The sequence below is a fragment of the Collinsella sp. AM43-1 genome, assembly GCF_003467925.1.
Lineage (GTDB): Bacteria > Actinomycetota > Coriobacteriia > Coriobacteriales > Coriobacteriaceae > Collinsella.
Genome location: NZ_QSFR01000006.1, coordinates 1 through 22,180 on the forward strand (window position 1 = coordinate 1; position 22,180 = coordinate 22,180).

Annotated in this window: 24 protein-coding genes; 9 read left to right on the top strand and 15 right to left on the bottom strand. The window is 57.2% G+C overall.

The window, feature by feature from the left end:
- Positions 1–112: 112 nt before the first annotated feature.
- Positions 113–883: a hypothetical protein gene (locus tag DW925_RS03690; RefSeq protein WP_055250124.1), complete on the bottom strand. Its 771-nt coding sequence runs from the start codon at positions 881–883 to the stop codon at positions 113–115.
- Positions 880–1,608 (bottom strand): lantibiotic protection ABC transporter ATP-binding protein, encoded by a 729-nt coding sequence (locus DW925_RS03695; RefSeq protein ID WP_055250122.1) that lies wholly within the window; start codon positions 1,606–1,608, stop codon positions 880–882. Before DW925_RS03695 ends, DW925_RS03690 begins: the two co-directional genes overlap by 4 nt.
- Before the next feature lie 396 nt (positions 1,609–2,004).
- Here DW925_RS03695 and DW925_RS03700 point away from each other — a divergent pair, with 396 nt between their 5' ends.
- The 6 genes from DW925_RS03700 to DW925_RS03725 all read left to right on the top strand — a co-directional run bounded on the left by DW925_RS03700 (position 2,005) and on the right by DW925_RS03725 (position 6,840).
- Entirely contained in the window at positions 2,005–2,709 is a 705-nt protein-coding gene (locus tag DW925_RS03700) for a CDP-alcohol phosphatidyltransferase family protein (protein WP_089573364.1), read from the top strand.
- A 66-nt stretch (positions 2,710–2,775) separates the two neighbouring features.
- Positions 2,776–3,210, top strand: coding sequence for an FHA domain-containing protein (locus DW925_RS03705; RefSeq protein WP_006236002.1), 435 nt, complete (start codon positions 2,776–2,778; stop codon positions 3,208–3,210).
- 3 nt (positions 3,211–3,213) lie between these two features.
- Complete coding sequence (locus DW925_RS03710; RefSeq protein ID WP_117790394.1) at positions 3,214–4,092, top strand: MerR family transcriptional regulator; 879 nt, start codon at positions 3,214–3,216, stop codon at positions 4,090–4,092.
- 40 nt (positions 4,093–4,132) lie between these two features.
- Positions 4,133–4,663: an adenine phosphoribosyltransferase gene (locus DW925_RS03715; protein ID WP_117790395.1), complete on the top strand. Its 531-nt coding sequence runs from the start codon at positions 4,133–4,135 to the stop codon at positions 4,661–4,663.
- A 32-nt stretch (positions 4,664–4,695) separates the two neighbouring features.
- Positions 4,696–5,808, top strand: coding sequence for an NlpC/P60 family protein (locus DW925_RS03720; RefSeq protein WP_199577032.1), 1,113 nt, complete (start codon positions 4,696–4,698; stop codon positions 5,806–5,808).
- A gap of 165 nt (positions 5,809–5,973) precedes the next feature.
- On the top strand, positions 5,974–6,840 hold the full coding sequence (locus DW925_RS03725; protein ID WP_117790396.1) for a DegV family protein: 867 nt from the start codon (positions 5,974–5,976) through the stop codon (positions 6,838–6,840).
- A 73-nt stretch (positions 6,841–6,913) separates the two neighbouring features.
- Here DW925_RS03725 and DW925_RS03730 read toward each other — a convergent pair whose 3' ends face one another.
- Together DW925_RS03730 and DW925_RS03735 are read right to left on the bottom strand one after the other, a co-directional pair.
- A complete protein-coding gene (locus DW925_RS03730; RefSeq protein WP_199577033.1) occupies positions 6,914–7,525 on the bottom strand; it encodes a DUF1836 domain-containing protein in 612 nt (203 codons plus the stop codon).
- 154 nt (positions 7,526–7,679) lie between these two features.
- Positions 7,680–8,618 carry an NAD(P)/FAD-dependent oxidoreductase gene (locus tag DW925_RS03735; protein WP_117639856.1) on the bottom strand — a complete coding sequence of 313 codons (939 nt, stop codon included), beginning with the start codon at positions 8,616–8,618 and terminating at the stop codon, positions 7,680–7,682.
- 118 nt (positions 8,619–8,736) lie between these two features.
- Between DW925_RS03735 and DW925_RS03740 the strand changes: the two genes are divergently transcribed.
- Positions 8,737–10,038: a glycosyltransferase gene (locus DW925_RS03740; protein ID WP_117790397.1), complete on the top strand. Its 1,302-nt coding sequence runs from the start codon at positions 8,737–8,739 to the stop codon at positions 10,036–10,038.
- A 392-nt stretch (positions 10,039–10,430) separates the two neighbouring features.
- Here the strand turns inward: DW925_RS03740 and dut are convergent, their stop codons facing one another.
- From dut to DW925_RS03755, 3 genes are read right to left on the bottom strand one after another with little or no spacing between them, the layout of a single operon-like run.
- Entirely contained in the window at positions 10,431–10,874 is a 444-nt protein-coding gene (dut, locus tag DW925_RS03745) for a dUTP diphosphatase (protein WP_117766605.1), read from the bottom strand.
- A gap of 4 nt (positions 10,875–10,878) precedes the next feature.
- On the bottom strand, positions 10,879–11,322 hold the full coding sequence (gene nrdR / locus DW925_RS03750; protein ID WP_022093781.1) for a transcriptional regulator NrdR: 444 nt from the start codon (positions 11,320–11,322) through the stop codon (positions 10,879–10,881).
- 51 nt (positions 11,323–11,373) lie between these two features.
- On the bottom strand, positions 11,374–11,823 hold the full coding sequence (locus tag DW925_RS03755) for a LysM peptidoglycan-binding domain-containing protein (protein ID WP_158565735.1): 450 nt from the start codon (positions 11,821–11,823) through the stop codon (positions 11,374–11,376).
- Between the two features lie 163 nt (positions 11,824–11,986).
- On the opposite strand from DW925_RS03755, the gene lexA reads away from it, so the two are divergent.
- Positions 11,987–12,631, top strand: coding sequence for a transcriptional repressor LexA (gene lexA, locus DW925_RS03760; protein WP_040359862.1), 645 nt, complete (start codon positions 11,987–11,989; stop codon positions 12,629–12,631).
- On the top strand, positions 12,631–13,335 hold the full coding sequence (locus DW925_RS03765; RefSeq protein WP_117790399.1) for a heparan-alpha-glucosaminide N-acetyltransferase: 705 nt from the start codon (positions 12,631–12,633) through the stop codon (positions 13,333–13,335). Before lexA ends, DW925_RS03765 begins: the two co-directional genes overlap by 1 nt.
- Here the strand turns inward: DW925_RS03765 and hflX are convergent.
- From hflX to recA, 8 genes are all read right to left on the bottom strand, one after another.
- Positions 13,320–14,609 carry a GTPase HflX gene (gene hflX, locus DW925_RS03770; protein WP_117766609.1) on the bottom strand — a complete coding sequence of 430 codons (1,290 nt, stop codon included), beginning with the start codon at positions 14,607–14,609 and terminating at the stop codon, positions 13,320–13,322. The two genes, DW925_RS03765 and hflX, sit on opposite strands and share 16 nt — an antisense overlap.
- Positions 14,609–15,547: a tRNA (adenosine(37)-N6)-dimethylallyltransferase MiaA gene (gene miaA, locus DW925_RS03775; RefSeq protein WP_117639866.1), complete on the bottom strand. Its 939-nt coding sequence runs from the start codon at positions 15,545–15,547 to the stop codon at positions 14,609–14,611. Before miaA ends, hflX begins: the two co-directional genes overlap by 1 nt.
- Complete coding sequence (miaB, locus tag DW925_RS03780; protein WP_117639868.1) at positions 15,547–16,917, bottom strand: tRNA (N6-isopentenyl adenosine(37)-C2)-methylthiotransferase MiaB; 1,371 nt, start codon at positions 16,915–16,917, stop codon at positions 15,547–15,549. Before miaB ends, miaA begins: the two co-directional genes overlap by 1 nt.
- Positions 16,918–16,962: 45 nt before the next feature.
- On the bottom strand, positions 16,963–17,280 hold the full coding sequence (locus DW925_RS03785; RefSeq protein WP_006235982.1) for a stage V sporulation protein S: 318 nt from the start codon (positions 17,278–17,280) through the stop codon (positions 16,963–16,965).
- Positions 17,281–17,354: 74 nt separating this feature from the next.
- Entirely contained in the window at positions 17,355–18,440 is a 1,086-nt protein-coding gene (locus tag DW925_RS03790; protein WP_117639870.1) for an ATP-binding protein, read from the bottom strand.
- 1 nt (position 18,441) lies between these two features.
- Positions 18,442–19,992: a ribonuclease Y gene (rny, locus tag DW925_RS03795; RefSeq protein ID WP_117629182.1), complete on the bottom strand. Its 1,551-nt coding sequence runs from the start codon at positions 19,990–19,992 to the stop codon at positions 18,442–18,444.
- A gap of 257 nt (positions 19,993–20,249) precedes the next feature.
- Positions 20,250–20,942, bottom strand: a complete 693-nt coding sequence (locus tag DW925_RS03800; protein WP_117790400.1) for a regulatory protein RecX — start codon at positions 20,940–20,942, stop codon at positions 20,250–20,252.
- 11 nt (positions 20,943–20,953) lie between these two features.
- Positions 20,954–22,102 carry a recombinase RecA gene (gene recA / locus DW925_RS03805; RefSeq protein WP_022094695.1) on the bottom strand — a complete coding sequence of 383 codons (1,149 nt, stop codon included), beginning with the start codon at positions 22,100–22,102 and terminating at the stop codon, positions 20,954–20,956.
- Between the last annotated feature and the right edge of the window lie 78 nt (positions 22,103–22,180).

Consider the following 22,180-nt stretch of genomic DNA (forward strand, 5'->3'; position numbering starts at 1 on the left):
CAGGCGAGGTGCACCGCCGAGAGCGGGGAGCGCGCCAGGCGCAGGGCCTCGGAAAGCAGGGCCCGCGGGAGAGTCATGCGCGGCGTCGGATCGGAGAGTCGTGTCATGGCCATCACCTCTCCTCGGAGTGCGCAAACCAGGCCGCGCCCGCCGCCGTGAGCGCGGCGAACGCGAGCGCACTGACCGCAAGGCCCGCCAGCGTGAGCATGCCGTCCGCCGTGAGCGCCCCGCCGAGCGCCATGTCCGCCGCGAGCGGCTCGCCGCTCGGCAGCACGGGAATGAAGCTCGTGGGGATGACCATGCTCGCCGACGGCGGAAAGAGCTGCGGCAGCGGCATCAGCGACCAGGCGAACCCACCCACGAGCTGCGCGGCGAGCGGGCAGAAGATGCCCGCGAGCATGCCGAGCCGCGCCGTGAGGAAGAGCCCTGCGGGGATCATCCACGCCGCGGTCACCGTGTTGGCGAGCGCGCAGAGGAGCATCGTGAGCGTGCCCGCGGCCGTGAGACCCTGCGAGGAGAACGCCGATCCCGCGAGGTAGATGCCGAAGACCACGAGGTTCGAGAGCGTGCAAAGAGCAAGGCACCAGAGCGCCTTGGCCCACCAGGCGCGCCCGAGCGGGAAGCCCAGGCCCAGAAGCCCCCGCATCCGCGTGCGAGCGTCCGCCCGTGCGACGCACGCCACCACGAGCGATAGAGACACGGGCAGGAAGAGCGCGTACCAGTAGTTCCACGCACTAAAGATCTGCACGCCCCGGTAGGGCATCGCGCCGAGCAGCGGCATCGGCAGCGCCATGAGCACGGCCAGGCGAACCGGTGCCGCGTGGCGCGACTTCAGGGCCTCGGCGCGCAGGCCCGCGAGCAGGCCGCCTTTCTCGCCCGTCATGCCGCCACCTCCCCGCGTGCTCGTCGCCCTTCCCGACAGAAGCTCATGAAGAGTTCCTCGAGGTCCTGCCCGGGCCGAAGCGCATCCTCGTAGGCGAGGCGCCCCCCGCAGATGATGCCGATGGTGTCCGCCATCTGCTGCACCTCGGAGAGGATGTGGCTCGAAACGATCACCGTCGTACCCGCCGCCGCGAAGCCGCGGATCTGGTCGCGCAGCTCCTCGATGCCGATGGGGTCGAGGCCGTTGGTGGGCTCGTCGAGCACGAGCAGGCGTGGCCGGGCGATCAGCGCCAGCGCGAGCCCCAGGCGCTGCCGCATGCCCATCGAGAAGCGCCCGGCGCGCTTCTTCCCGGTGTCCGCGAGGTCCACGGCGGCGAGCACCTCATCTATGCGGCTCTCGGGAAGGCCCAGCAGCGTGGTGCGCACGCGCAGGTTCTCGCGCGCGGTGAGGTTGGGGTAGAGCGGCGCCTCCTCGATGAGGCTGCCGATTGCGTAGAGGTCCTCGCGGCGCCAGGCGTGCCCGGCAAAGAGGATCTCCCCGGCCGTCGGCCGCAGCATCCCGCAGATCATCTTGAGCGTTGTCGACTTGCCGGCGCCGTTGGGACCGAGCAGCCCGTACACCTCGCCCTCGCGGATATGAAGGCTCACGTCGGCCACGGCGTCCTGCGCCTGGTCGCCGCGGCCGAAGCGCTTGGTGAGCCCGCGCGTCTCGAGCATGTAACCCATGGGTTTATCCTTTCTCTTCCGGGCGCGCGGGCCGAGCCACCGTGCCCGCACGCTTTACCTTTCGGGTTCACCATCCATGGTGGGGCGCGTTTCTAACGAAGCCGTAACGGCCGTTGGGTTCTTTTAGCGCCAACCCTTCTCGACCCGCACATCATGATTAATTCGCTTAAGGCAACAACTTTCCCGATCGATGTAATCACCGAATCAAAACGTGTACATCAGCCATCAAAGATGCCGAAAAATGTCATATTTGGAGGCTGATGTACACAAATGCAGAATCCCGCACAACCCAGTAGCATCCTCCATATGTCTGGACTCTCTATGCTTACGCTGGATAGACATCGCCGGAACGGGTATAGTATCGAAAGTTTTGTCGTTAACCAGCGGGGGAGTCCTGTGGGCATCAAAAAGAAGATCAAAAAGGAGCTTATCGGCACTTCCGATTACCCGTCGAATAAGATCTTTACGATCTCCAATTTCATCACCTTTACGCGCCTGATCCTCACCCTGGTATTTCTGTACCTGTTTGTGACGGATAACAACCGCGTCATCGCCATCGTTATCTACGCCGTTGCCGCCTCTACCGACTGGATGGACGGTCAGATCGCCCGCATGACCAAGACGGTCTCGTGGCTCGGCAAGGTCATGGATCCCATCTGCGACCGAGCGCTGCTGTTCACCGGCGTACTTGGGCTGGTGGTTCGCGGAGAGCTGCCAATCTGGGTCTGCGTGCTCATTATTGGCCGCGACATCTATCTGGGCATCGGCACGCTTATCGTTCGTCATTATCACCGTCGCCCCATCGATGTCGTCTTTCCCGGAAAGATTGCCACTGCACTGCTCATGACCGGCTTCTCGCTCATGCTGCTCGGGTTCCCCGTTATTGACGGCCTGCATCTTTTACCTTCAACCCTTACGGCCTTCCCGGGCCTCAACGGAAGCTCGGTGCCCCTCGGCATCTTCTTTGTGTACGGCGGCGTGATCTTCTCCATGCTCACGGCTGTCATCTATTCCATTAAGGGCGGAGTGGCCATTAAACAGGCTCTCGCGCATCCCGAGGACGAGGACATCGACTTTCTGAACCCTGAAATCGAAGACTGATTCGTTGGGGTATGATTACGTACGGTTCATTATTTGCGGCACGTCCGCGATAAGTTAGGGGTTGTCATGGACAACATGGTTAATAATATGCCTCAGAATGATAAGACTGCTGACGCTACCTGCGTATTCCGCGTGCCTTCAAGCGACGTCACCGTTCCCGACCTCATGGCCAACGTGCGCATCACCGCCCCCGTTCTGTCCATCGTCAAGGGTCCGCAGACTGGTGCCGCCTTTGAGCTCGAGGACGACGTGACCACCATCGGCCGCGATCCTGCAAACGGCATCTTCCTCAATGACATGACCGTTTCGCGTAGCCACGCGCGCATTATTCGCGAGGGCCTCGGCGCTCGCATTGAGGACCTGGGCTCGCTCAATGGCACCTGGGTCGACGGCGCCATTGTCAACGCGGCCCCGCTGCACGATGGTTCTTCCGTCCAGATCGGTACGTTTACGCTCATCTACCACGAGAGCACGCCGGAGCGCATCGAAACCGGTGAGTAGGGCATGGCCGAACGCAACTATCTGAGTATCGGCCAAGTCGTCAACCTTCTTCGAGGCGCATACCCCGATCTTTCGAACTCAAAAATTAGATTTCTAGAAGATGAGGGGCTCATTACCCCTCATCGTACGCCTAAGGGATACCGTCAGTACTCTAAGGAGGACGTTGATCGCCTGGAGGTCATCCTGCATTTGCAGAAGACCCGCTACATGCCTCTCAACGTGATTAAGCAGCGCTTGGAAAACGCCACGGACCTGTCAACGCTCGCTTACGAGGTGGGCTTGCTGTCCGATGTTCCGCTCAAGACGGAGCCCAAGGAGACTAAGCAAAAGCTGCATCCCATTGAGACCATTCCCGATATGCTGGGCGTCGAGATTTCGTTTATCCGCTCGCTCGCCGAGAACGACCTCATTCGCATCATCAAGAGTCCGCAGAATCGTGAGCTCGTCGATGGTCGCGATTTTCCAATCATCCGCTACTGCTCCGAGCTGTCACGCTTCCATATCGAGCCCCGCAACCTGCGTCAGTACGTGTCTTCCGCCAACCGCGAGTCCTCGATGTTTGAGCAGGTGCTCGTGAGCATGCTCGGAATGGATACCTCCGATGACGAGCGCGACGCCAAGCTCGAGCGTGCGTTTAAGAAGCTTCATGACCTGACCGAGGGTGTGCACACTGCGTTGCTCAAGAACCGCGTTTTTGAGTCGCTCAATGCCGTGGTCGAGGACGCCGACATCGATGCACTCGATGAGGAAATCACTCGCTCCGAGTCCACCAAAGCCAAAAACGAAGAGATAGCCACGCCGGCTTCGCACGAGGATTCTCTCGTAAAGCCGCTCAAGGTCGTCGCCCCTTCGCACTCCGGCACCGCCACGGAGGGCAAATAACCGCTGCCGCTTATCCGGCAACCCATTGAAAGGTCATGCAATGTACGACTTCGAATCTCAAATCGTCGACATCCCCGACTATCCCGAGCCCGGAGTCATCTTTAAAGACATCACGCCGCTCTTTGGCAATCCCGAGGCGCTCAAAGCCATGACCGATACCCTCGCCGAGCACTTTGCCGGCATGGGAATCACCAAGGTCGTGGGTCCCGAGGCTCGCGGCTTTATGGTTGGCGTACCGGTGGCTGTAGCCCTTGGCGCCGGCTTTGTTCCCGCACGTAAACCGGGCAAGCTGCCGCGCGAGACCGTAAGCCAGAGCTACGAGCTCGAGTACGGCACCGATTCAATTGAGATCCATGCCGACGCTATCAGCTCTAAAGATACCGTGTTGATTCTGGACGACTTGGTCGCGACGGGCGGAACCGTCGAGGCAACAGGTAAACTGGTGCGAGATATGGGCGCAAAGCTTATCGGTTACGGTTGTATACTTGAGCTTGCGTTTCTCAACCCGCGCGAGAAGCTCACGCCGTCTGATGACGATGTGGAGCTCTTTAGCCTGGTGACGGTAGGCTAGCCGTTACCCTTAGTTACTGGAAAGGAAGCTACATGCGCACAGCAAACACGCACAAAAATATGGCACGCTGCGCTGCTACGGCAACCCTCGCTTGTGTTTTGGGCTTGGGCCTCGCGGCTCCTGCCTACGCCGATACCGCATCCGACCTTGCCGCTGCTCGTACGAAACTCGAGCAGATCGGCACCCAAACCCAGCAGATTTACGATGAGCTTGCCACGCAGACGCAGGCGCTCGATCAGACTGCCGGCGAGATCACGCAAAAGCAGCAGGAGATCGCCGATGGTCAGGCCAAGCTCTCGACCTATGTCGCCGGCGAGTACAAAACCGGCGGTCTGAGCCTGCTTCAGGTTTTGACGGGTGTCGATGATCTGAGCGATATGCTCAACCGTCTGTTCTACTACGGCAAAGTTTCCGATAAGCAAGCTCAGACCATTCAAGAGGTCAAGGAGCTTAAGCAGCAGCTCACCGATAAGCAGGCCGAGCAGGAGAAGAACGTCGCCGCGACGCAAAAGAAGGTCGACGAGCTCAATGCCCAGCAGGCTGAGGCTCAGAGTGTCGTGAACTCCCTGGATTCGCAGCTGCAGGCCGAGCTCGCTGCCGAGGCCGAGGCCAACGCTGCGCTGCAGGCTGGCATTAATGCTAGCACCGCCGAAAAGGCCACGGTGAGCAACGACACCGCCGGTACGACCGAGAACACCAACAATGGCGGCCAGACCAACAATAACAACAACCAGGGCGGCAACACGCCGGCTCCCGCACCGCAGCCTGCCCCCACGCCCGCTCCGGCTCCCACGCCTTCGGCACCGAGTCAGTCTGTTGATGGTGGCTCCGTTGTTTCGCGCGCCTACAGCAAGCTCGGCTATGCGTATTCTTGGGGCGGCATTGGACCGAACAGCTTTGACTGCTCCGGTTTTGTAAGCTATTGCCTCACGGGACGCTACTGCCGTCTGGGCACCACGGTCGACTTCATGGGTTGGACCCGTGTGTCCGATCCGCAACCCGGCGATGTTGTGGTTAACTCCTACCATACCGGCATTTATATCGGTAATGGTCAGATGATCCATGCTTCCGACTACAAAACGGGCGTCATCATCAGCTCCGTTGCCGCCGGCATGAACAACAACTATATCTTCGTGCGCTACTAAGTCATCTTACACAGCGTGTGAATGTGGACCTCGTGGCTTAAAGTCGCGAGGTCTATTCTTTTGTCTCTAATCTTGTACGGCTATCTAGTATTCAAAACTAGATAGCCGTACATTCGGTTTGCAAGAAGGCTATAATTGTTGAGGAACAATTAGAAAGGACCCTCTATGAGCTGGGCACTTATCTCAGATTCAAGCTGTAACCTCCGCGATTGGCAACCGACCGCGCCCCATACCACCTTTGCATTTGCGCCCCTCAAAATTCGAGTGGGGGAGCGTGAATTCGTCGATGACCTTTCGCTTGATGTACATGAGCTCAACTGCGCTGTTCAGGCGGAGACGAACGCTTCTTCGAGCGCTTGTCCCAGCGTAGGGGAGTGGGCCGAGCTCTTCAAATTGGCCGACAAGACCATCTGCATGCCGATCTCTGAGGGCGTGTCGGGCAGCTACAACGCGGCAGCCACGGCTCGCGATATGGTTCTTGCCGAGGAGCCCGACCGACAGATTCATCTAGTCAATTCACGCGCAGCTGGCGGCAAAATGGATCTCATTTTCTTGCTGTTCGACCGCTATCTTGTAAGCAACCCGGATGTCTCATTCGAGGATGCTTGCGCATACTTCGATAGCCTTGAACAGAACAGCAAAATCCTCTTCAGTTTGTGCAATTACGAAAACCTCGCCAAAGCCGGACGTATCCCTAAGGCAGCCGGCGTCATTGCCAACAAGCTCAATATCCGCATTTTGGGCACGGCGAGCGAGGCCGGTAAAATCGAACTCGTCGGGCACACGCGTGGCGAAAAGAAGATGCTCAACAAGATCATCGACACCATGGAAGCCGAGGGTTTTACGGGCGGCGAGGTCATCATCGATCACGTTGAGAACGAAGCTGGAGCCCAGGCGCTTACTGACCGCATAGTCGAGCATTGGCCCGGCTCCAAGACCATCATCATGCCCTGCAACGGCCTGGATTCCTATTACGCCGAGATGCACGGCCTCATCATCGGCTACGGCATGGGCGTAGCTTCGGGCAAGTAAAGTCCAACCAAGCAAAAATATGGGCGGGACAAAGCGACAGATGGCTCTTTGCCCCGCCCGTTTTACACGTCGGCTAGCTATTAAACCCATTAAACTTTAGATAGCTCATCAGGTACGCCTTCGAAACGAAGGATGAAACTGCACTGCGCACAAGCAGCGACTCACGCGTTACCTGATGCGCCGTATCGGGAACCGGCGTCTGCTCAACGGAAAACGCCGAACGAATCGATGCCTCGAGCTGATCGACCACATAATCGAAGGCAGTCGGGGCATCGTAGCTCAAACGCTGAATGTTGAAGAGTGCCTGCACCGCAGCAATAGGTAGCACCTGTTTAAAGAGGCAGATAGCGATCAGGCGGGCAATCTGCTCGCGGCCATATTGCTTTTTGACCGGAGCAGGCACCAGGCCGACCTTAACGTAGTTATTGATCATCGATGGCGTAATGACAGGGTGCTCAACGCAAATGGACAGCGGCTCCATCCACAGCGCAACATACTCAATGACCTGGTCGCGGTAGAGCGTCACATTGGGCAACTGGTCATAGCGCGACAGACTCAACGTATTGAGTTTGCACACGATTTCGGACTGAATAAATGCATCGGGCAGCACAGTGGGCTGAATATCCTCAGGCTTAATACTGACCGACGAATCGGACATCGGAATAACGTGTTTAACGTGGTTCATAAAGGTCCTCCGTTCATTTTCTATATTGTATTCTAGGTTATCTAGTTTTGCATACCACATAGCCGGCAAGTAAAAGTGGTTGGACAACACATTGATGCATCGTCCAACCACTTTGTTTGAATATAGCAACCTTACATAAGATATATTATCGTACTTATCCACGGAGAAACGCGTATGCGCTCGTTGCCGCTATGGCTCCATCAGAAACGGCGGTCACAACCTGGCGTAAGCGCTTGGAACGGATGTCGCCAGCGGCAAATAGACCAGGTGTACGGGTGGCCATGGATTCATCAGTCAGAATGCCGCCATCAGGCGCCAGATCGACTAGATGCTCAACAAGCTCGGTATGGGGCTGCGTTCCGGTAAAAACAAAGATGCCAAACGAGCCGGGCTCAAATGACTCGGTATGAGTCTCGCCGGATGCATTGTCCTTAAAGGTAATCCTCGTTGGCATGGCTTCGCCCGATAGCTCCACAATACTAGTTTGGTACCTAACTGCAATATTGTCCTTTGCGAGTACTTTCTGAACAACACCATCGGGCGCACGGAACTGGTCGCGGCGCAGCACGATGGTCACACTGTTGGCAATGTCGGACAGGAACAGAGCCTCTTCGCATGCCGAATTGCCACCACCGATTACAAAAACCTGCTTGCCGCGGAAAAACATGCCGTCACATGTTGCGCAATATGAAACGCCACGACCGCGATACGTATCCTCGCCTGCGAAACCTGCCGGACGCGGCGTGGCACCCATGCAAGCGATAACGCTCGGGGCCAGCGTATCGCCCATATCGTGATGCACCGTAAACAACGCTGCATCGGCATCGTAATCGATACCCGTAACCATGCTCCATGCAACCTGTGCTCCCAGGCCCTCTGCATGCTGCTGAAAACGCTCGCCGAGTTCGGCGCCACTCAGGAGCGGGAAACCCGGATAGTTCTCGACCTCATTGGTTGTGGCGATCTGCCCTCCCGACATGCCCTGCTCAATCACGGTCGTCGTCAGGTTGGCACGCGCAGCATAAATGGCGGCAGCATAGCCCGCGGGGCCGCCACCGATAATCGCAACATCGATCGGCTTATCGGTAGTCATGAAGCGTCCTTTCGTCGAAACGTTGTCGTTCTTTGCGCTCATACCCAAATTTACGTGAACGTGACACTCATGCACTACAATGATAAATCCGTATTACAAAGCTGAAGGGGAGTTATCGATGGACCAGGCGCAGACGAGTGACGACGCTCCCCTGCTCACGCACAGCACTCCCCAATCGGAGCAAACCACACTCCTGGCTCAGCAAAAACCCCTCGTGACCATCGTGCATGCCTCCGTTGGCTCGGGCCACAAGGCCGCCGCAAATGCGATTGCGCAGGCATTCGACCTCATCCGCGGCACCAATGGCATCCCCGAGGATATTGAGATTGAAGTGCTCGATATCCTTGATTTTGGACGTATTAAATTCGACGGCAATAAGACCGCGGCTTCTTTTACGGGAGCCACGCGCCCCATTTACGACCTGACCTGGCGATATACGCTTACGGGACATCTTCTCTGGGGTGGCGGAACGGCATGGTCGCGAATTATGTTCCCCGCCTTCAACGAATATATTCGTAGCCGCAGGCCCATAGCCGTGGTTGCGACGCACATCACAGCAGCCAATGTTGCCGTGGGCGCCCGCGTAATTACGGGTATCGATTATCCGGTCGTCTGCGTACCGACCGACTACGAAGTCGAGGGATGGTGGCCCCACAAGGACACCGATTTATTCTGTGTTGCCAACGAATTTATGGCCGAAACGCTGCGTCCGCGCAAGGTGCTCGAGACAAAGATTCGCATTACCGGCATTCCTATTCGCGCCGGATTCGACACGGATTACGATCGCGAGGAAGAGCTAGCTAAGTTCAACCTCCCCACCGACAAGACCGTCGTACTGGTAATGGCCGGTGCCAGCTTGCCTCAACCGTACGTTCGCTTTCGCGCGGAGATGGACCGCACCCTCCCCTTCCTACGCAGCTTCGAAGACATGCACTTTGTCTTTTTGCCGGGCAAGGATAAGGAATACGCCGCCCGCCTCAAGACACTCTTCGATGCCGTGAAGCTCGAAAATGTCACGGTGCTGGACTATGTCGACGACATGGCGGCCCTCATGCACGGCTGCGACCTGGCAATTCTCAAATCGGGCGGACTCACCGTCACCGAGTGCCTATGCGCACATCTGCCGATGATCCTGCTGGGCAAGTCCTATGGCCAGGAAAAGGCCAACACCACCATGCTCACCGGCATGGGCGCCAGCATGCATGTCACCACCGCACGAGAGCTCATCGTGACGTTGCGTCATCTCCACGATCATCCTGAGTCGCTCAAGGCACTGCTCATCAACGGCGAAGTACTACGCCGCCCCCACGCAGCCGAAGACATAGCCATCGCAACCATGGAGCTCGTAGGCAAACCCCAAAAGCGCAAAAGAGCCTTCTGCCGCTTCTACTGGGGCGGAAAACCCGCGCATATCCGCTAGCGTCTTTATGTCCGCTTACCCGCGGGAGGCCCCTATATATCATCCCATGCTCAAACATTCTCGCTTCGCTGCGAAACTGCGCGTGGGACGATATATAGGGGCCTCCCGCGGGTAAGCTGCGTTTACGTACTAGCAGCTATACCAGATTCCCCTCCAGTAGAATCTGCAAAGGGGAACCAGAAAATATAAATACAGTAAGTCGATGCGACAAAGGAGGCGTCCCTTTATCGCATCGACTTACTAGAAAAGTAAATATTGTTTCAAGCGAGTAGCCGCCCGCCGGGGCTTACCTATATCGTTCCACGCGCAGTTTCGCAGCGAGCGAAGCGACGCGAGAATGTTTGAGCATGGAATGATATAGGTAAGCCCCGGGCGGGAGGGATACGAGCGCCCTAGGCGATGCCGCTGGAGCCGAAGCCTCCTTTGCCTCGGTCGGTTTCGTCTAGTTCTTCTACTTCTATGAGATTGACCGTGGGGACTTCTTGGATGACGAGTTGGGCTATGCGGTCGCCTTTGTTGATTTGGATGTCGTTGGTGGGATCCAGGTTGATGAGGATAACCTTGAGTTCTCCTCGGTAGTGAGCGTCGATGAGGCCCGGCGTGTTGACTATAGACAAGCCCTGCTTGATGGCCAAGCCGCTGCGGGGCTGGACGAAGCCGGCGTAGCCATCGGGCAGGGCGATGGCCAGCCCCGTAGAGACCAGACGGCGTTCGAAGGGCTTCAGGACGCAGTCTTCGTTGGAGCGTAGATCCAAGCCGGCATCGGTGGGATGGGCGTATTTGGGAAGCTCGACGGTGGGGTCGAGACGCTTTATGTTGACGGTAATGTTGGACATGGAATCACCTTAGCTTGTCGAGCTCTTGCAGAAATTCATCGACGTCTTTGAAATCGCGGTAGACCGAGGCAAAACGGATGTACGCAACCTTGTCGATCTTGGCCAAGCGCTTGAGCACCATGTCACCCAACTCATGGGACGTGACGGCCGTCAGTGTGCGAGAGCGCAGCTCGACCTCGATGTCGTCGATAATCTCATTGAGCTTCTTAGTGTCGATATCGCGCTTGATGGTGGCGCGCATCAAGCCGACGAGCAGCTTATTGCGATCGAACCGCTGCTTGGTTCCGTCTGACTTAATGACCTCGATTGGGTCTTCGCATCGCTCGAACGTTGTAAAGCGATAGTTACACGAGCAACATTCGCGACGGCGCTTAATGGTGTTATTTGACTCCTGCATACGAGAATCAACGACGCGGGTATGTGCCTTGCCGCATTTGGGACAGCGCATGGTACCTCCTCTTAAACGATAACAAGGGTACCATGCGCAGCGCGATAATGATTACGAACGAGCAGGAACCTTAAGATGCGCACCGGCGGCGAGCGAACCATGCTCCAGATGATTGACGTTACGGATCATGTCGGAAGTCTCTTGCGTGGAAAGGCCTTCGATTGGATATTCCTCGGCAAGCGACCAAAGAGAATCGCCAGTCTGAACGCGAATGGTCTCGTATGTAACGTTGGAAACGGACTCGGCATACGCGGCATGACGAGCGCTAAAGACCGACGTAGCGAGGACAAAGAAGAGCGTAAGCGCAACGGCGACGGCGACAATCGTCGGAACCTTCAGGGCAACGCGGGCCGGCGCGACTACAGCCTGCTGATTGCGCGCAGGCTGTACGGTCAAAGGCTGAAAGCCGGAGCGGCCACCCTGAACAACCGTAAAAGTGGGTTCTGCAGGCGTCTCGAGCTTAAGGGCGAGGTTTCCCTGGACCATATTCGTTGCGTTCATCATGTTCTCCTCTCGCGTGTTTTGCTGAGAACAGTTTTATCAAGCCGCGCGGACAAAAATGTCTAGCGCGAGAACGAATGTTCGGTTATTATTATCTTCGAACAGTTGTTCCTGTCAAGCAAAATTCGAACATTTGTTTGACATGGGTAGAGAGGATGCCCTGATGGCTCGCAAAATTACCAAGCGTCAGCAGCAAATTTACGACTTCATCAAGGAATATCAGCAGGAGAAGGGTTATCCGCCCAGCGTGCGCGAGATGGCTTCTGCCGTGGGCCTTTCCTCCCCCAGCACCGTGCACGCCCATCTCTCTGCCCTGGAGGCGCGCGGGCTACTCAAGCGCGATGCCACCAAGCCGCGCGCCCTGGAACTCTTTAACGAGGATGGTTCCTCTGTCTCAATTTCCAAATCTGACGAGCCCACCGCACCTCGCGGAACGGTCTCGCTACCGCTCGTTGGTCGCGTCGCGGCTGGGATTCCCATTCTGGCCGAGCAGAATATCGAAGACACGTTTACTATCCCGACCGAAATCGCCACTGATCAGGGTTCCTTTATCCTTGAGGTGCATGGGAGCTCAATGATCAATGTCGGCATCTTCAATGGCGATTACATCATCGTCCGTGAACAAAAGAGTGCCATGAACGGCGAAATTGTCGTGGCCATGATTGATGGTTCGGCGACCGTCAAGACGTTCTACAAGGAGCAGGGGCGTGTGCGCTTGCAGCCCGAGAACGACACCATGGAACCTATCTATGCAACGAATCCCGTTATCCTGGGCAAAGTCGTCGGCTTGATGCGCCGGTTCTCGTAATGCAAAAACGCATAACCATCTTTGATACCGTCCGCGGGTTTACGATGATTTCTATGGCAGGTTTTCACGCTTGCTATGATCTCGCCTACCTGTACGGCTGGGATATGCCTTGGTTTACCCAGACTGTCTTTCAAGACGTCTGGCGCGCCAGCATCAGCTGGGTATTTTTGTTTATCGCGGGTTGGATGTGCACTCTTTCGCGCAACAATATCAAACGTGCCGCCAAATACGCCTTAGCAGCACTCGTTGTCTGGTTGGCAACAACACTTGTCTCATTCGACGATTCGGTTAATTTTGGCATCATCTACTGCATGGCCGCATGCACCGGCATCGTGGCGTTGACCGATCCCGTCCTTAAGAAGATAACGGCGAGATGGGGCATGCCCCTATGCCTTGTGTTGTTCGCCCTCACCTGGAGCATCCCCAAAACGATCTACCCTGTCCCCTACCTGGCGTGGCTGGGATTTCCGAGCCCTGGGTTTGTCTCAGGTGATTACTACCCCATCATCCCGTTTATCTTTATGTATCTTGCAGGATACTTCGCCGCACACATAGCGCAGGGAATCGATAAGACCGTCCCCAGCTGGGCCTACGCCAACCCCCTGCCGGTGCTCGCCGGCCTTGGACGTCACGCACTCCCCTTTTATCTGCTGCATCAGCCCATCATTCTGGGCATTTTGGAGCTCGTCTACTCGGTGCGATAACGCTCGAGCCGCGGTGCAATACGAGCCGGCAACTTCGCCACAATGCGAACACCGTCCTCGAGATATTCCTCATGCAGAAGGGTTCCCTGCTCATGCACCAGCGTGATGAGAGCGCCCTCGCGATACGGAATATCAGCGGAAAGCAACACATCGGTGGCAGCTGCCTCGCGAGCAATGCGATCAACGAGATCGTCGAGCCCCTCGCCCGTTTGGGCCGAGAACAGAACGGCTTCCGGATAGCGACGACGGAAACTCAATCGATCAACGCTATCGAGAAGATCGATTTTATTGAATACGGTCAGCGTTAAACGCTCTCCGGCGCCGATCTCATCAAGCACGCGGTCGACAGCCTCCAGCTGCCGCTCATAGTCCTCGTCAGACGCATCTACGACTTTGAGAATTAGATCGGCACCCAAAACCTCGGACAGCGTCGATTTAAAGGCATCGACCAGACCATGGGGCAGCTTTTGAATAAAGCCGACGGTATCGGTAATCGTCATGCCGCGACCGCCGGGCAGGCGATACGAACGCGTCGTCGGGTCGAGCGTAGCAAACAGCTTGTCCTGCGAAAGTACCGTAGAGCCGGTCAGACGATTGAGCAACGTCGATTTACCGGCATTGGTATAACCGGCTAACGCGACGCGAAACGCCGGGGACTCAATGCGACTCTTGGATTGAACATCGCGACGCTGTTCAACCTGCTTGAGCTCACGACGAAGCGCAGCGATCTTATTACGAATGAGGCGACGGTCGACCTCGAGCTGACTTTCGCCCTGACCAAAACGTGAGCCGATGCCGCCGCGCGTCTGCTCCTTAGCGAGATGGCTCCACATGCCACGCAGGCGAGGCAACAAATATTGAAGCTGTGCCAGCTGTACCTGCAGGCGTCCCTCACGCGTCTGAGCATGCAGGCCAAAGATATCCAGGATCAGTGCAGTACGATCGATAATCTTTACCGGCTCGCCCACGGCTTTCTCCAAATAGGATTGCTGCGAGGGGGTCAGGTCGTCGTCAAAAATAACGACATCGGCATCCATGCGATGCACCAGGCCGCACAGCTCTTCAACCTTACCGGAACCGATAAACGATTTAGGATACGGCTTTACCAAACGCTGCGACAAGCGTGCCACGCACTGGGCACCAGCTGTGTGGGCAAGACGCTCCAGCTCATCAAGCGAGCGATCGAGCGGCCATGCATTGTCGCGCCACTCAACACCAACTAAAATGGCACGCTCGGGCTCGGGTGCCGTGGGAACAAGGGGGAAACGGGGCATTAGGCAGCCTCAATACGATGCAGGATATCCTCAACGACCTCATCGATCGTACATTCATCCATATCAAACCACACGATACGGTCATCGCGCTTAAACCACGAAAGCTGACGCTTGGCATAACGACGCGAACGCATCTTAATGAGTTCGCGAGCCTCATCCATGCTCATCACGCCATTGAAAGCATCAATGATCTCTTTATAGCCAATTGCCTGCATCGACGTCAGGGCATCTCCCAGCCCCTGGCCCATAAGACCGCGGACCTCATCGACAAGACCCTGCTCAAACATCAGATCGACGCGCTGGTTAATGCGCTCGTAGAGCACCTCGCGATTACGCGTCAGACCAAACCAAAGGGCATGATAATGCTCGTGCGGAACACTAAACTGCGACTTTTGCTGCGCATAGGAGACGCCATCATCATGCATCTCGAGCGCACGAATCACACGGCGCACGTTATGGGGATGAATAACAGCAGCCGATTCTGGATCGCGCTCGGCAAGCAAGGCATGCAGTTCTTCCTCGCCAATACGCTCGGCAAGCTCCTGATAGCCCGCACGACGATCGTCCTCAAGTTCACCCGAGGGAAAGTCCATCTCATCGAGGGCGGCCTTGAGATACAGCCCCGTACCTCCGCAAAAAACCGGCAGGCAACCCGAACCAAGGAGACGTTCAACATGCGCGCGAGCGTCGGCCTGATAAAGCGCAGCAGAATATGCCACACCCGGCTCTACAATGTCGACGAGACGCAGCGGCGCCGTGCACTCATCGGGCGCCATCTTTGCGGTACCGATGTCCATGCCGCGATAGATTTGCATCGCATCGCACGACAGCACTTCGGACGAAAGACGAGCTGCCAAACGGTCGGCAACATCACTCTTACCAACCGCCGTCGGACCGACGATCGCAACGGCGGAAAGACCTGCCCCGGGAGAAACCATTAGCGCGGCTCGCCCACAACGGAGCCGGACAAATACCAGGTCTTGGCAACGTCAACGTCAACATCAACGATCTTACCAACAAGCTGATCGATGCTGTAACCCTCGGGGATAGGCGCATGCACGGTCTGATTCTTGGGACTCTTGCCCAGCAGGACCGCGTCGTTCTTTTTACTCGTTCCCTCAATGAGCGCCGGAACCACAGTATGAAGCTCACCCTGGTTATACTCGTGTGCCGTGGTCTCGATAACCTTAACCAGACGGTTGAAACGCTCGAGAATAACCTCATGCGGCGTAGGATCGTCAATCTCGGCGGCCGGGGTACCGGCGCGCTTGGAATAGATGAAGGTATAGGCCTGAGCATAGCGGACCGTCTCGGCAAGTGAGAGCGTCTGCTCAAAGTCTTCTTCAGTCTCACCCGGGAAGCCAACGATAATGTCGGTCGAGAGCGCGATATCGGGCATGCGGTTGCGAATGCGATCGACAAGGCCCAGATAGTCCTCGCGTGTATAACGGCGATTCATCTCTTTGAGGATCCGCGTCGAACCTGACTGGACGGCCAAGTGCAGCTGCGGCATAACGGCAGGCGTCTCGGCCATGGCGTCGATGGTCTCGGGCAACAGGTCCTTGGGATGCGAAGACGTAAAGAAGATGCGCTCCACGCCCGTATCGCCCACGGCACGCAGCAGATCGGCAAAACGCGGCTTGCCAAACAGATCGCGACCATATGAGTTAACGTTTTGGCCCAGCAGCGTAATCTCACGCACGCCCTGGCGCACCAAACCGGTCACCTCGTCGACAATCTCCTCGAAGGGGCGGCTCTTTTCGCGACCGCGCACGTACGGCACGATGCAATAGGTGCAGAAATTATTGCAGCCCGTCATGATGGGCACCCAGGCGTGATACTGAGTCTCGCGATGCCACGGCATGCTCATGGCATCCGTATCCTCATGCTCATTGGTGCGGATATGACGCTTACCATCACGGAACGCCTCGGCAATGAGCTCGGCCACATGTGCAATGGAATGCGTGCCAAAGATGACATTGACGTTATCGACGTTGGTGAGCAGGCCCTCGCCATCGCGCTGCGCGATGCAACCGCCAACGGCAACCACGCGCTTGCCCGAAGGCGAAGGCGGCAGGCTTTTGCAGGAATTGCACTGACCGTACAGGCGAGTATCGGCGGCCTCGCGCACGCAGCACGTCATGAAGACAACGATATCGGCATGCGCGGGATCGAGCGCCATGAGGCAGCCATACGAATCAAGCAGACCGCTCACACGCTCGGAGTCGTGCTGATTCATCTGGCAGCCAAAGGTGCGGATAAAGTAGGTTTTACCGGCAAGAATATCGCGTACGGAACGCTGGTCCATGTGCATAAGTCCTAACGATGGGGAGCGAAACAAGGCAAGCAGAAGCTATGCCACAGGCTTAACATCATCCATGACGACGTTATCCATAGCAGCTCGATTGATCTGGTGAACGTAGATAGAAAGGCGGATGGCCGTGCGCGACTCCCCGTTAATGAGGATGTCGGAGAACACGGGCGCGCAGGAAATATCAAAACCGGTTGGAATCAAAAAACCGCGCGCGATAGCAACGGCCTTAATAGCCTGGTTGACGGCACCGGCGCCGACACACTGGATGTTGACGGGTACACCATCCTTGACCATGCCGGCGATGGCGCCGGCAACGGACGCGGGCGATGATTTGCTTGATACCTTCAGGCAATCCATGAAGAAACTCCTGCATTTAAAAGTACGTTTTAACTGCAACAACTGTATCGTACCGAGTGGACTCGGTAAAGGCACTATTCCTCTTTGGCAAGATCAAAGGTCACGGTGATTCGATCACGCGAAACACGGATCTTTGGGTCGCCGCAAAGGTTGAGATAGTACCGGGCGGCAAGGTCATTAAAGTCGCGTTCCACAGCGCGCGAAAACTGTGCCATGTCATCCTTGGCAATACGTAGCCCGCGACGATCCTTCGCGAGATCGACAGGAGTCGGCGCATGCGAGGACGAATCACGCTCGCGCAGCAGACGCGCGGTCACACCGCGAACGGGCTTAATCTGCCCTGCCAAAATGCGATGGGCCGTGCGCTCGGACATCTCAAGACCCAAACCCGAACAAATACGGATAAAGTCCTCGGCATCAGAAGCAAGGCCTAAACGATCGACAACCGGAAGCTCGCTCTCGTCATCAATGAACAGGAGACGAGACGTATCGAGCCGACTTGACGCTTGAGCATAAAGGGTCGCGGCAATCTCAGACGGAGAACCGAGATAGACATCGCAACCACGCAACTCCTCGAGCGCAAACTCACAAGCAGCGCGAATAATATTATGTGGACCGCGAGCGCAGACATAACGTCCGTCCTCATCCTTGACGGCCTGGGGCCAGCTGGACTGATCGGCACGCTCACTGAGGCGGTCGGCCGCAACGCTCACCTTGAAGGCTGAACCAAGATCGACGCCGGACGTGACCACACGGGCCTCGTCGGCGTTCTGCTTAATCGAAAACAATGCCATGCCACGACCGTGAACGCCCCAACGGTCCATCTTCATACTCTCGAGCTTGGAGGTAACGCGGGCATCAAAGATTCGCTCTTGCATATCCTGCGGAACGCCAGAACCGTTATCCAGAAAGACAAGCGTGCGGACGCCATCTTCCTTGGTCGTGGCGAGATAGACCTTGTCGGCGCCGGCATCGCGAGCATTACGGAGCATTTCGATGACGATGTCCTCGACATGCTGAATGTCGTGCTTAGCCTGGCGCCGCTCGGCCTCCGAAACGCGGAGGCGGACATACCCCTCGCCAAGGTTCTCCTCGACGCGAAGGTTGCCCTCCCCCGACATCGACGCGATAAATGAGATGAGCTCGTTCGCGTCGCTCATGTTATTTAGCGATATCGACAGCGCGGCTCTCGCGAATCACGACGACGCGCACCTGACCGGGATACTCCATCTCTTCCTCGATCTGATGGGCGATATCGTGAGCCAGAACCGTGGACTGGGCATCGGAAATCTTGTCCGGCTGGACCATGACGTGGACCTCGCGACCGGCCTGCATGGCATAGGTACGTTCGACGCCGTCATGGGAGTTGGCGATCTCCTCAAGCTTCTCAAGACGCTTGATGTAGTTCTCGGCAGACTCGCGACGGGCACCGGGGCGAGAGGCAGAGACAGCATCGGCGGCCTGCACCAGGACATCGAGCACCGTGTTGGGGTCGACATCGGCATGGTGAGCCTCAATAGCGTGGACGATAACGGGCTTCTCGCCATAACGGCGGGCAAGCTCGGCGCCGATGACGGCATGCGGGCCCTCGACGTCGTGGTCGATTGCCTTGCCCAGGTCATGAAGCAGGCCGGCGCGCTTGGCGGTCACAACGTCCAGGCCAAGCTCGGAAGCCATCACGCCGCACAGATCAGAGACCTCGAGGGAATGCTGAAGCACGTTCTGACCAAACGAGGTACGGTAGCGCAGGGCACCAAGGGTCTTGACGATCTCGGGGTGCAGATCGTGGATGCCGGTATCGAAGGCAGCCTGCTCGCCAGCCTCGCGCACGCGCTGCTGAACCAGGTCGGCGGCCTTGTGATACATCTCCTCGATACGGGCAGGGTGAATGCGGCCGTCGGCGATGAGGTTCTCGAGGGCGACGCGGGCGGTCTCACGACGGACCGGGTCGAAGCTCGAAAGAACGACGGTCTCGGGCGTGTCGTCGATCACGAGGTTGACGCCGGAAACCTGCTCGAAGGTCCGGATGTTGCGACCCTCGCGACCGATGATACGGCCTTTGAGGTCATCAGAGGGAATGTGCACGGAGGTAACGGTGACCTCGGCAGTGTGATCGGCAGCGCAGCGCTGAATCGCCAGAGACAGAATCTCCTGGGCGGTCTTGTGGCACTCGGCGCGAACCTGCTGCTCAGACTCGCGAATGATCGTGGCGGCCTCGTGGGTGACCTCGCCGCGAACCTTATCAAGGAGCTCCTTGTGCGCGTCCTCGCGGGTAAGGTCGGCGATACGCTCGAGCTCGGAGGTCTGCTTTGCGCAGAGCTCCTCGAGCTCACGGGAGCGCTTCTCGACCTGACCGGCCTGGCTGGACAGCTGATGCTCGCGCTTGTCGAGAGCGTCGTTGCGGCGATCGAGAGATTCCTCGCGCTGCATCACGCGGTTCTCGAGCGTACGAATCTCGTTCTTACGCTGCTTGTCCTCGGCCTCAGCGGCCTGCTTGTTCTTGATGATCTCCTCTTTAGCCTCGAGCAGAGCCTCTTTTTTGAGGGTCTCGGCCTGACGCTTAGCATCACCGATCAGGGACTCAGCCTGTGCGTGTGCCGACTGGATTTTTTCGTCGGCCTCGTGAAGACTACCCTGCTTGGCGGTGCGCATGTAGGCAATGGCGGCGATGGCACCCAAAATGATGCCAACGAGCGCTGCGATGATAGGCATGCTCACTCCTTTTTATGGATTCGTTACACAACAAAGCGAACCGTCCTTACGAACGGCTCGCGACATTTGAGTAATATGGGCGCAGCTTATGCGGGTCGGATACAGATAAACATATAAACAAACTCATCACAGATGAGCACATATCACAAAGCAAATGACAGTGTTTATCGTACGTTGAACCACAACAACTGTCAAATAAATGGCCCCAGCACGGCGGCTAAAACGCGGTGAACGGCAGGGCCACAAAACGCATACGCCTAAACCGCACATTCCTCACGTTCGGCATCGAGACGTGCCTTAACGGCATCGGCGGCGATGTGATACGAGAAGCCCTTGCCCATCAAAAACCGAACCAGTTTTTCGAATCCGCGCGTCTCTGGAACACGCCGCTTGGCGAGCAGGGCTGACGCACGCGCCAAATCGTCTTCGACGGCAAAATAATCCTCGGGATAACCGGGAATGTCATCGAGCACGACATGACGGCGCTTGAGCTCGGTCTCGATTTTACGCTGTCCCCAACCGCGCCGCTTGCGTTCCTCGATAAAGTACGAGCAAAAGCGGTTCTCGTCTAAAAAGCGATACTCGGTGGCGCGCTCGACGGCGAAATCGATCGCGGGCTGGCGAAAGCCGTAGCGTGCCAACTTGTCACGGACCTCACCCGTCGCATGGTCGCGTCGCGATAGCATCTCGGTCACCATGGTAAGTGCACATTTACGCTCGATGAGCTGCACCGCTTCACGAAAGTTATCCCAATCACAGGGAAGATCGGGGCGATTTTTGATATACAGGCGCGCGACCCGCACGGGAATCCAAATGGACCGCTCAAAACCGCCCTCAAGCTCACAATCGATATGTGCGCAAGGCTTTTTGGACGCATACCCGCTCGAGAACGAGGAGGCCGCCTTCTTATCGGGAAGGACAACCGTGGCCTCGGTCACCGTATACGACATGAGCGTAACCGCTACTCGTCGTCATCATCGAGCATGGCGGAACCATCGATGGCGTAAAGCTCGTCAAACTCCTCAGGCGCAGGCTGATCGGTCAGCTCGACCTCGGACGGAGCATCGTCATCAAACTCAAGCCCGCAGGCAAGGCGGACCTTATGCTCAATCTCGTCGGCGCAATCGGGGTGTTCGCGCAGGAACGCCTTGGCGGCCTCGCGACCGTTGCCGAGCTTGTCCTCGCCATAGGCAAACCAGGAGCCCATCTTCTTGCAAATGCCGCACTCGACAGCCATGTCCAGAATCGAGCCCTCCTTAGAGATGCCCGTACCGTACATGATGTCGAACTCAGCAGAACGGAACGGAGCTGCCACCTTGTTCTTAACGACCTTGGCGCGCACGCGGTTACCGATAACCTCATCCTTAAGCTTAATGCTGTCGATGCGGCGAATGTCGATACGCACCGAAGAGAAGAACTTAAGGGCGCGGCCGCCCGTCGTGGTCTCAGGGTTGCCGAACATGACGCCGATCTTCTCTCGCAGCTGGTTAATGAAGATGCATGTCGTGTTGGACTTGGACAGCGAGCCGGCGAGCTTGCGGAGCGCCTGACTCATCAGACGAGCTTGCAATCCGACCGTGGTATCGCCGATCTCTCCCTCGATCTCGGCACGCGGGGTCAGCGCGGCGACGGAGTCGACGACGATGGCATCGATGGCGCCGGAACGCACGAGCATGTCAACAATCTCGAGCGCCTGCTCACCCGTATCAGGCTGGGAAATCAGTACCTCGTCGATATCCACGCCAATGCGCGCGGCATACGTGGGATCGAGCGCGTGCTCGGCATCGATAAATGCCACCACGCCACCCATTGCCTGGGCTTCGGCCAGGATCTCGAGCGAAAGCGTCGTCTTACCGGAGGACTCAGGACCGTAAATCTCGACGATACGGCCGCGCGGCACACCGCCGATACCCAGAGCGGCATCGAGTGCCAGAGCGCCCGTGGGGATGGCCTCAACCTCAAGCTCGGGGCCGCCGTCACCATACCTCATGATGGAGCCTTGACCGAACTTCTTCTCGATCTCGGCCTTGGTGGTGGCGATCATCTCATCGCGCTCTTTACCCGTCGTGCGAGCATGAACGGTACGTACGGGACCTGAATTCTTGGCCATGAATAGCCCTCCTCTTAACAACCTGCATCGATAATAAACGAACGGCTGTTCGTGGTCAACCGTTCAGGCCAATCATAT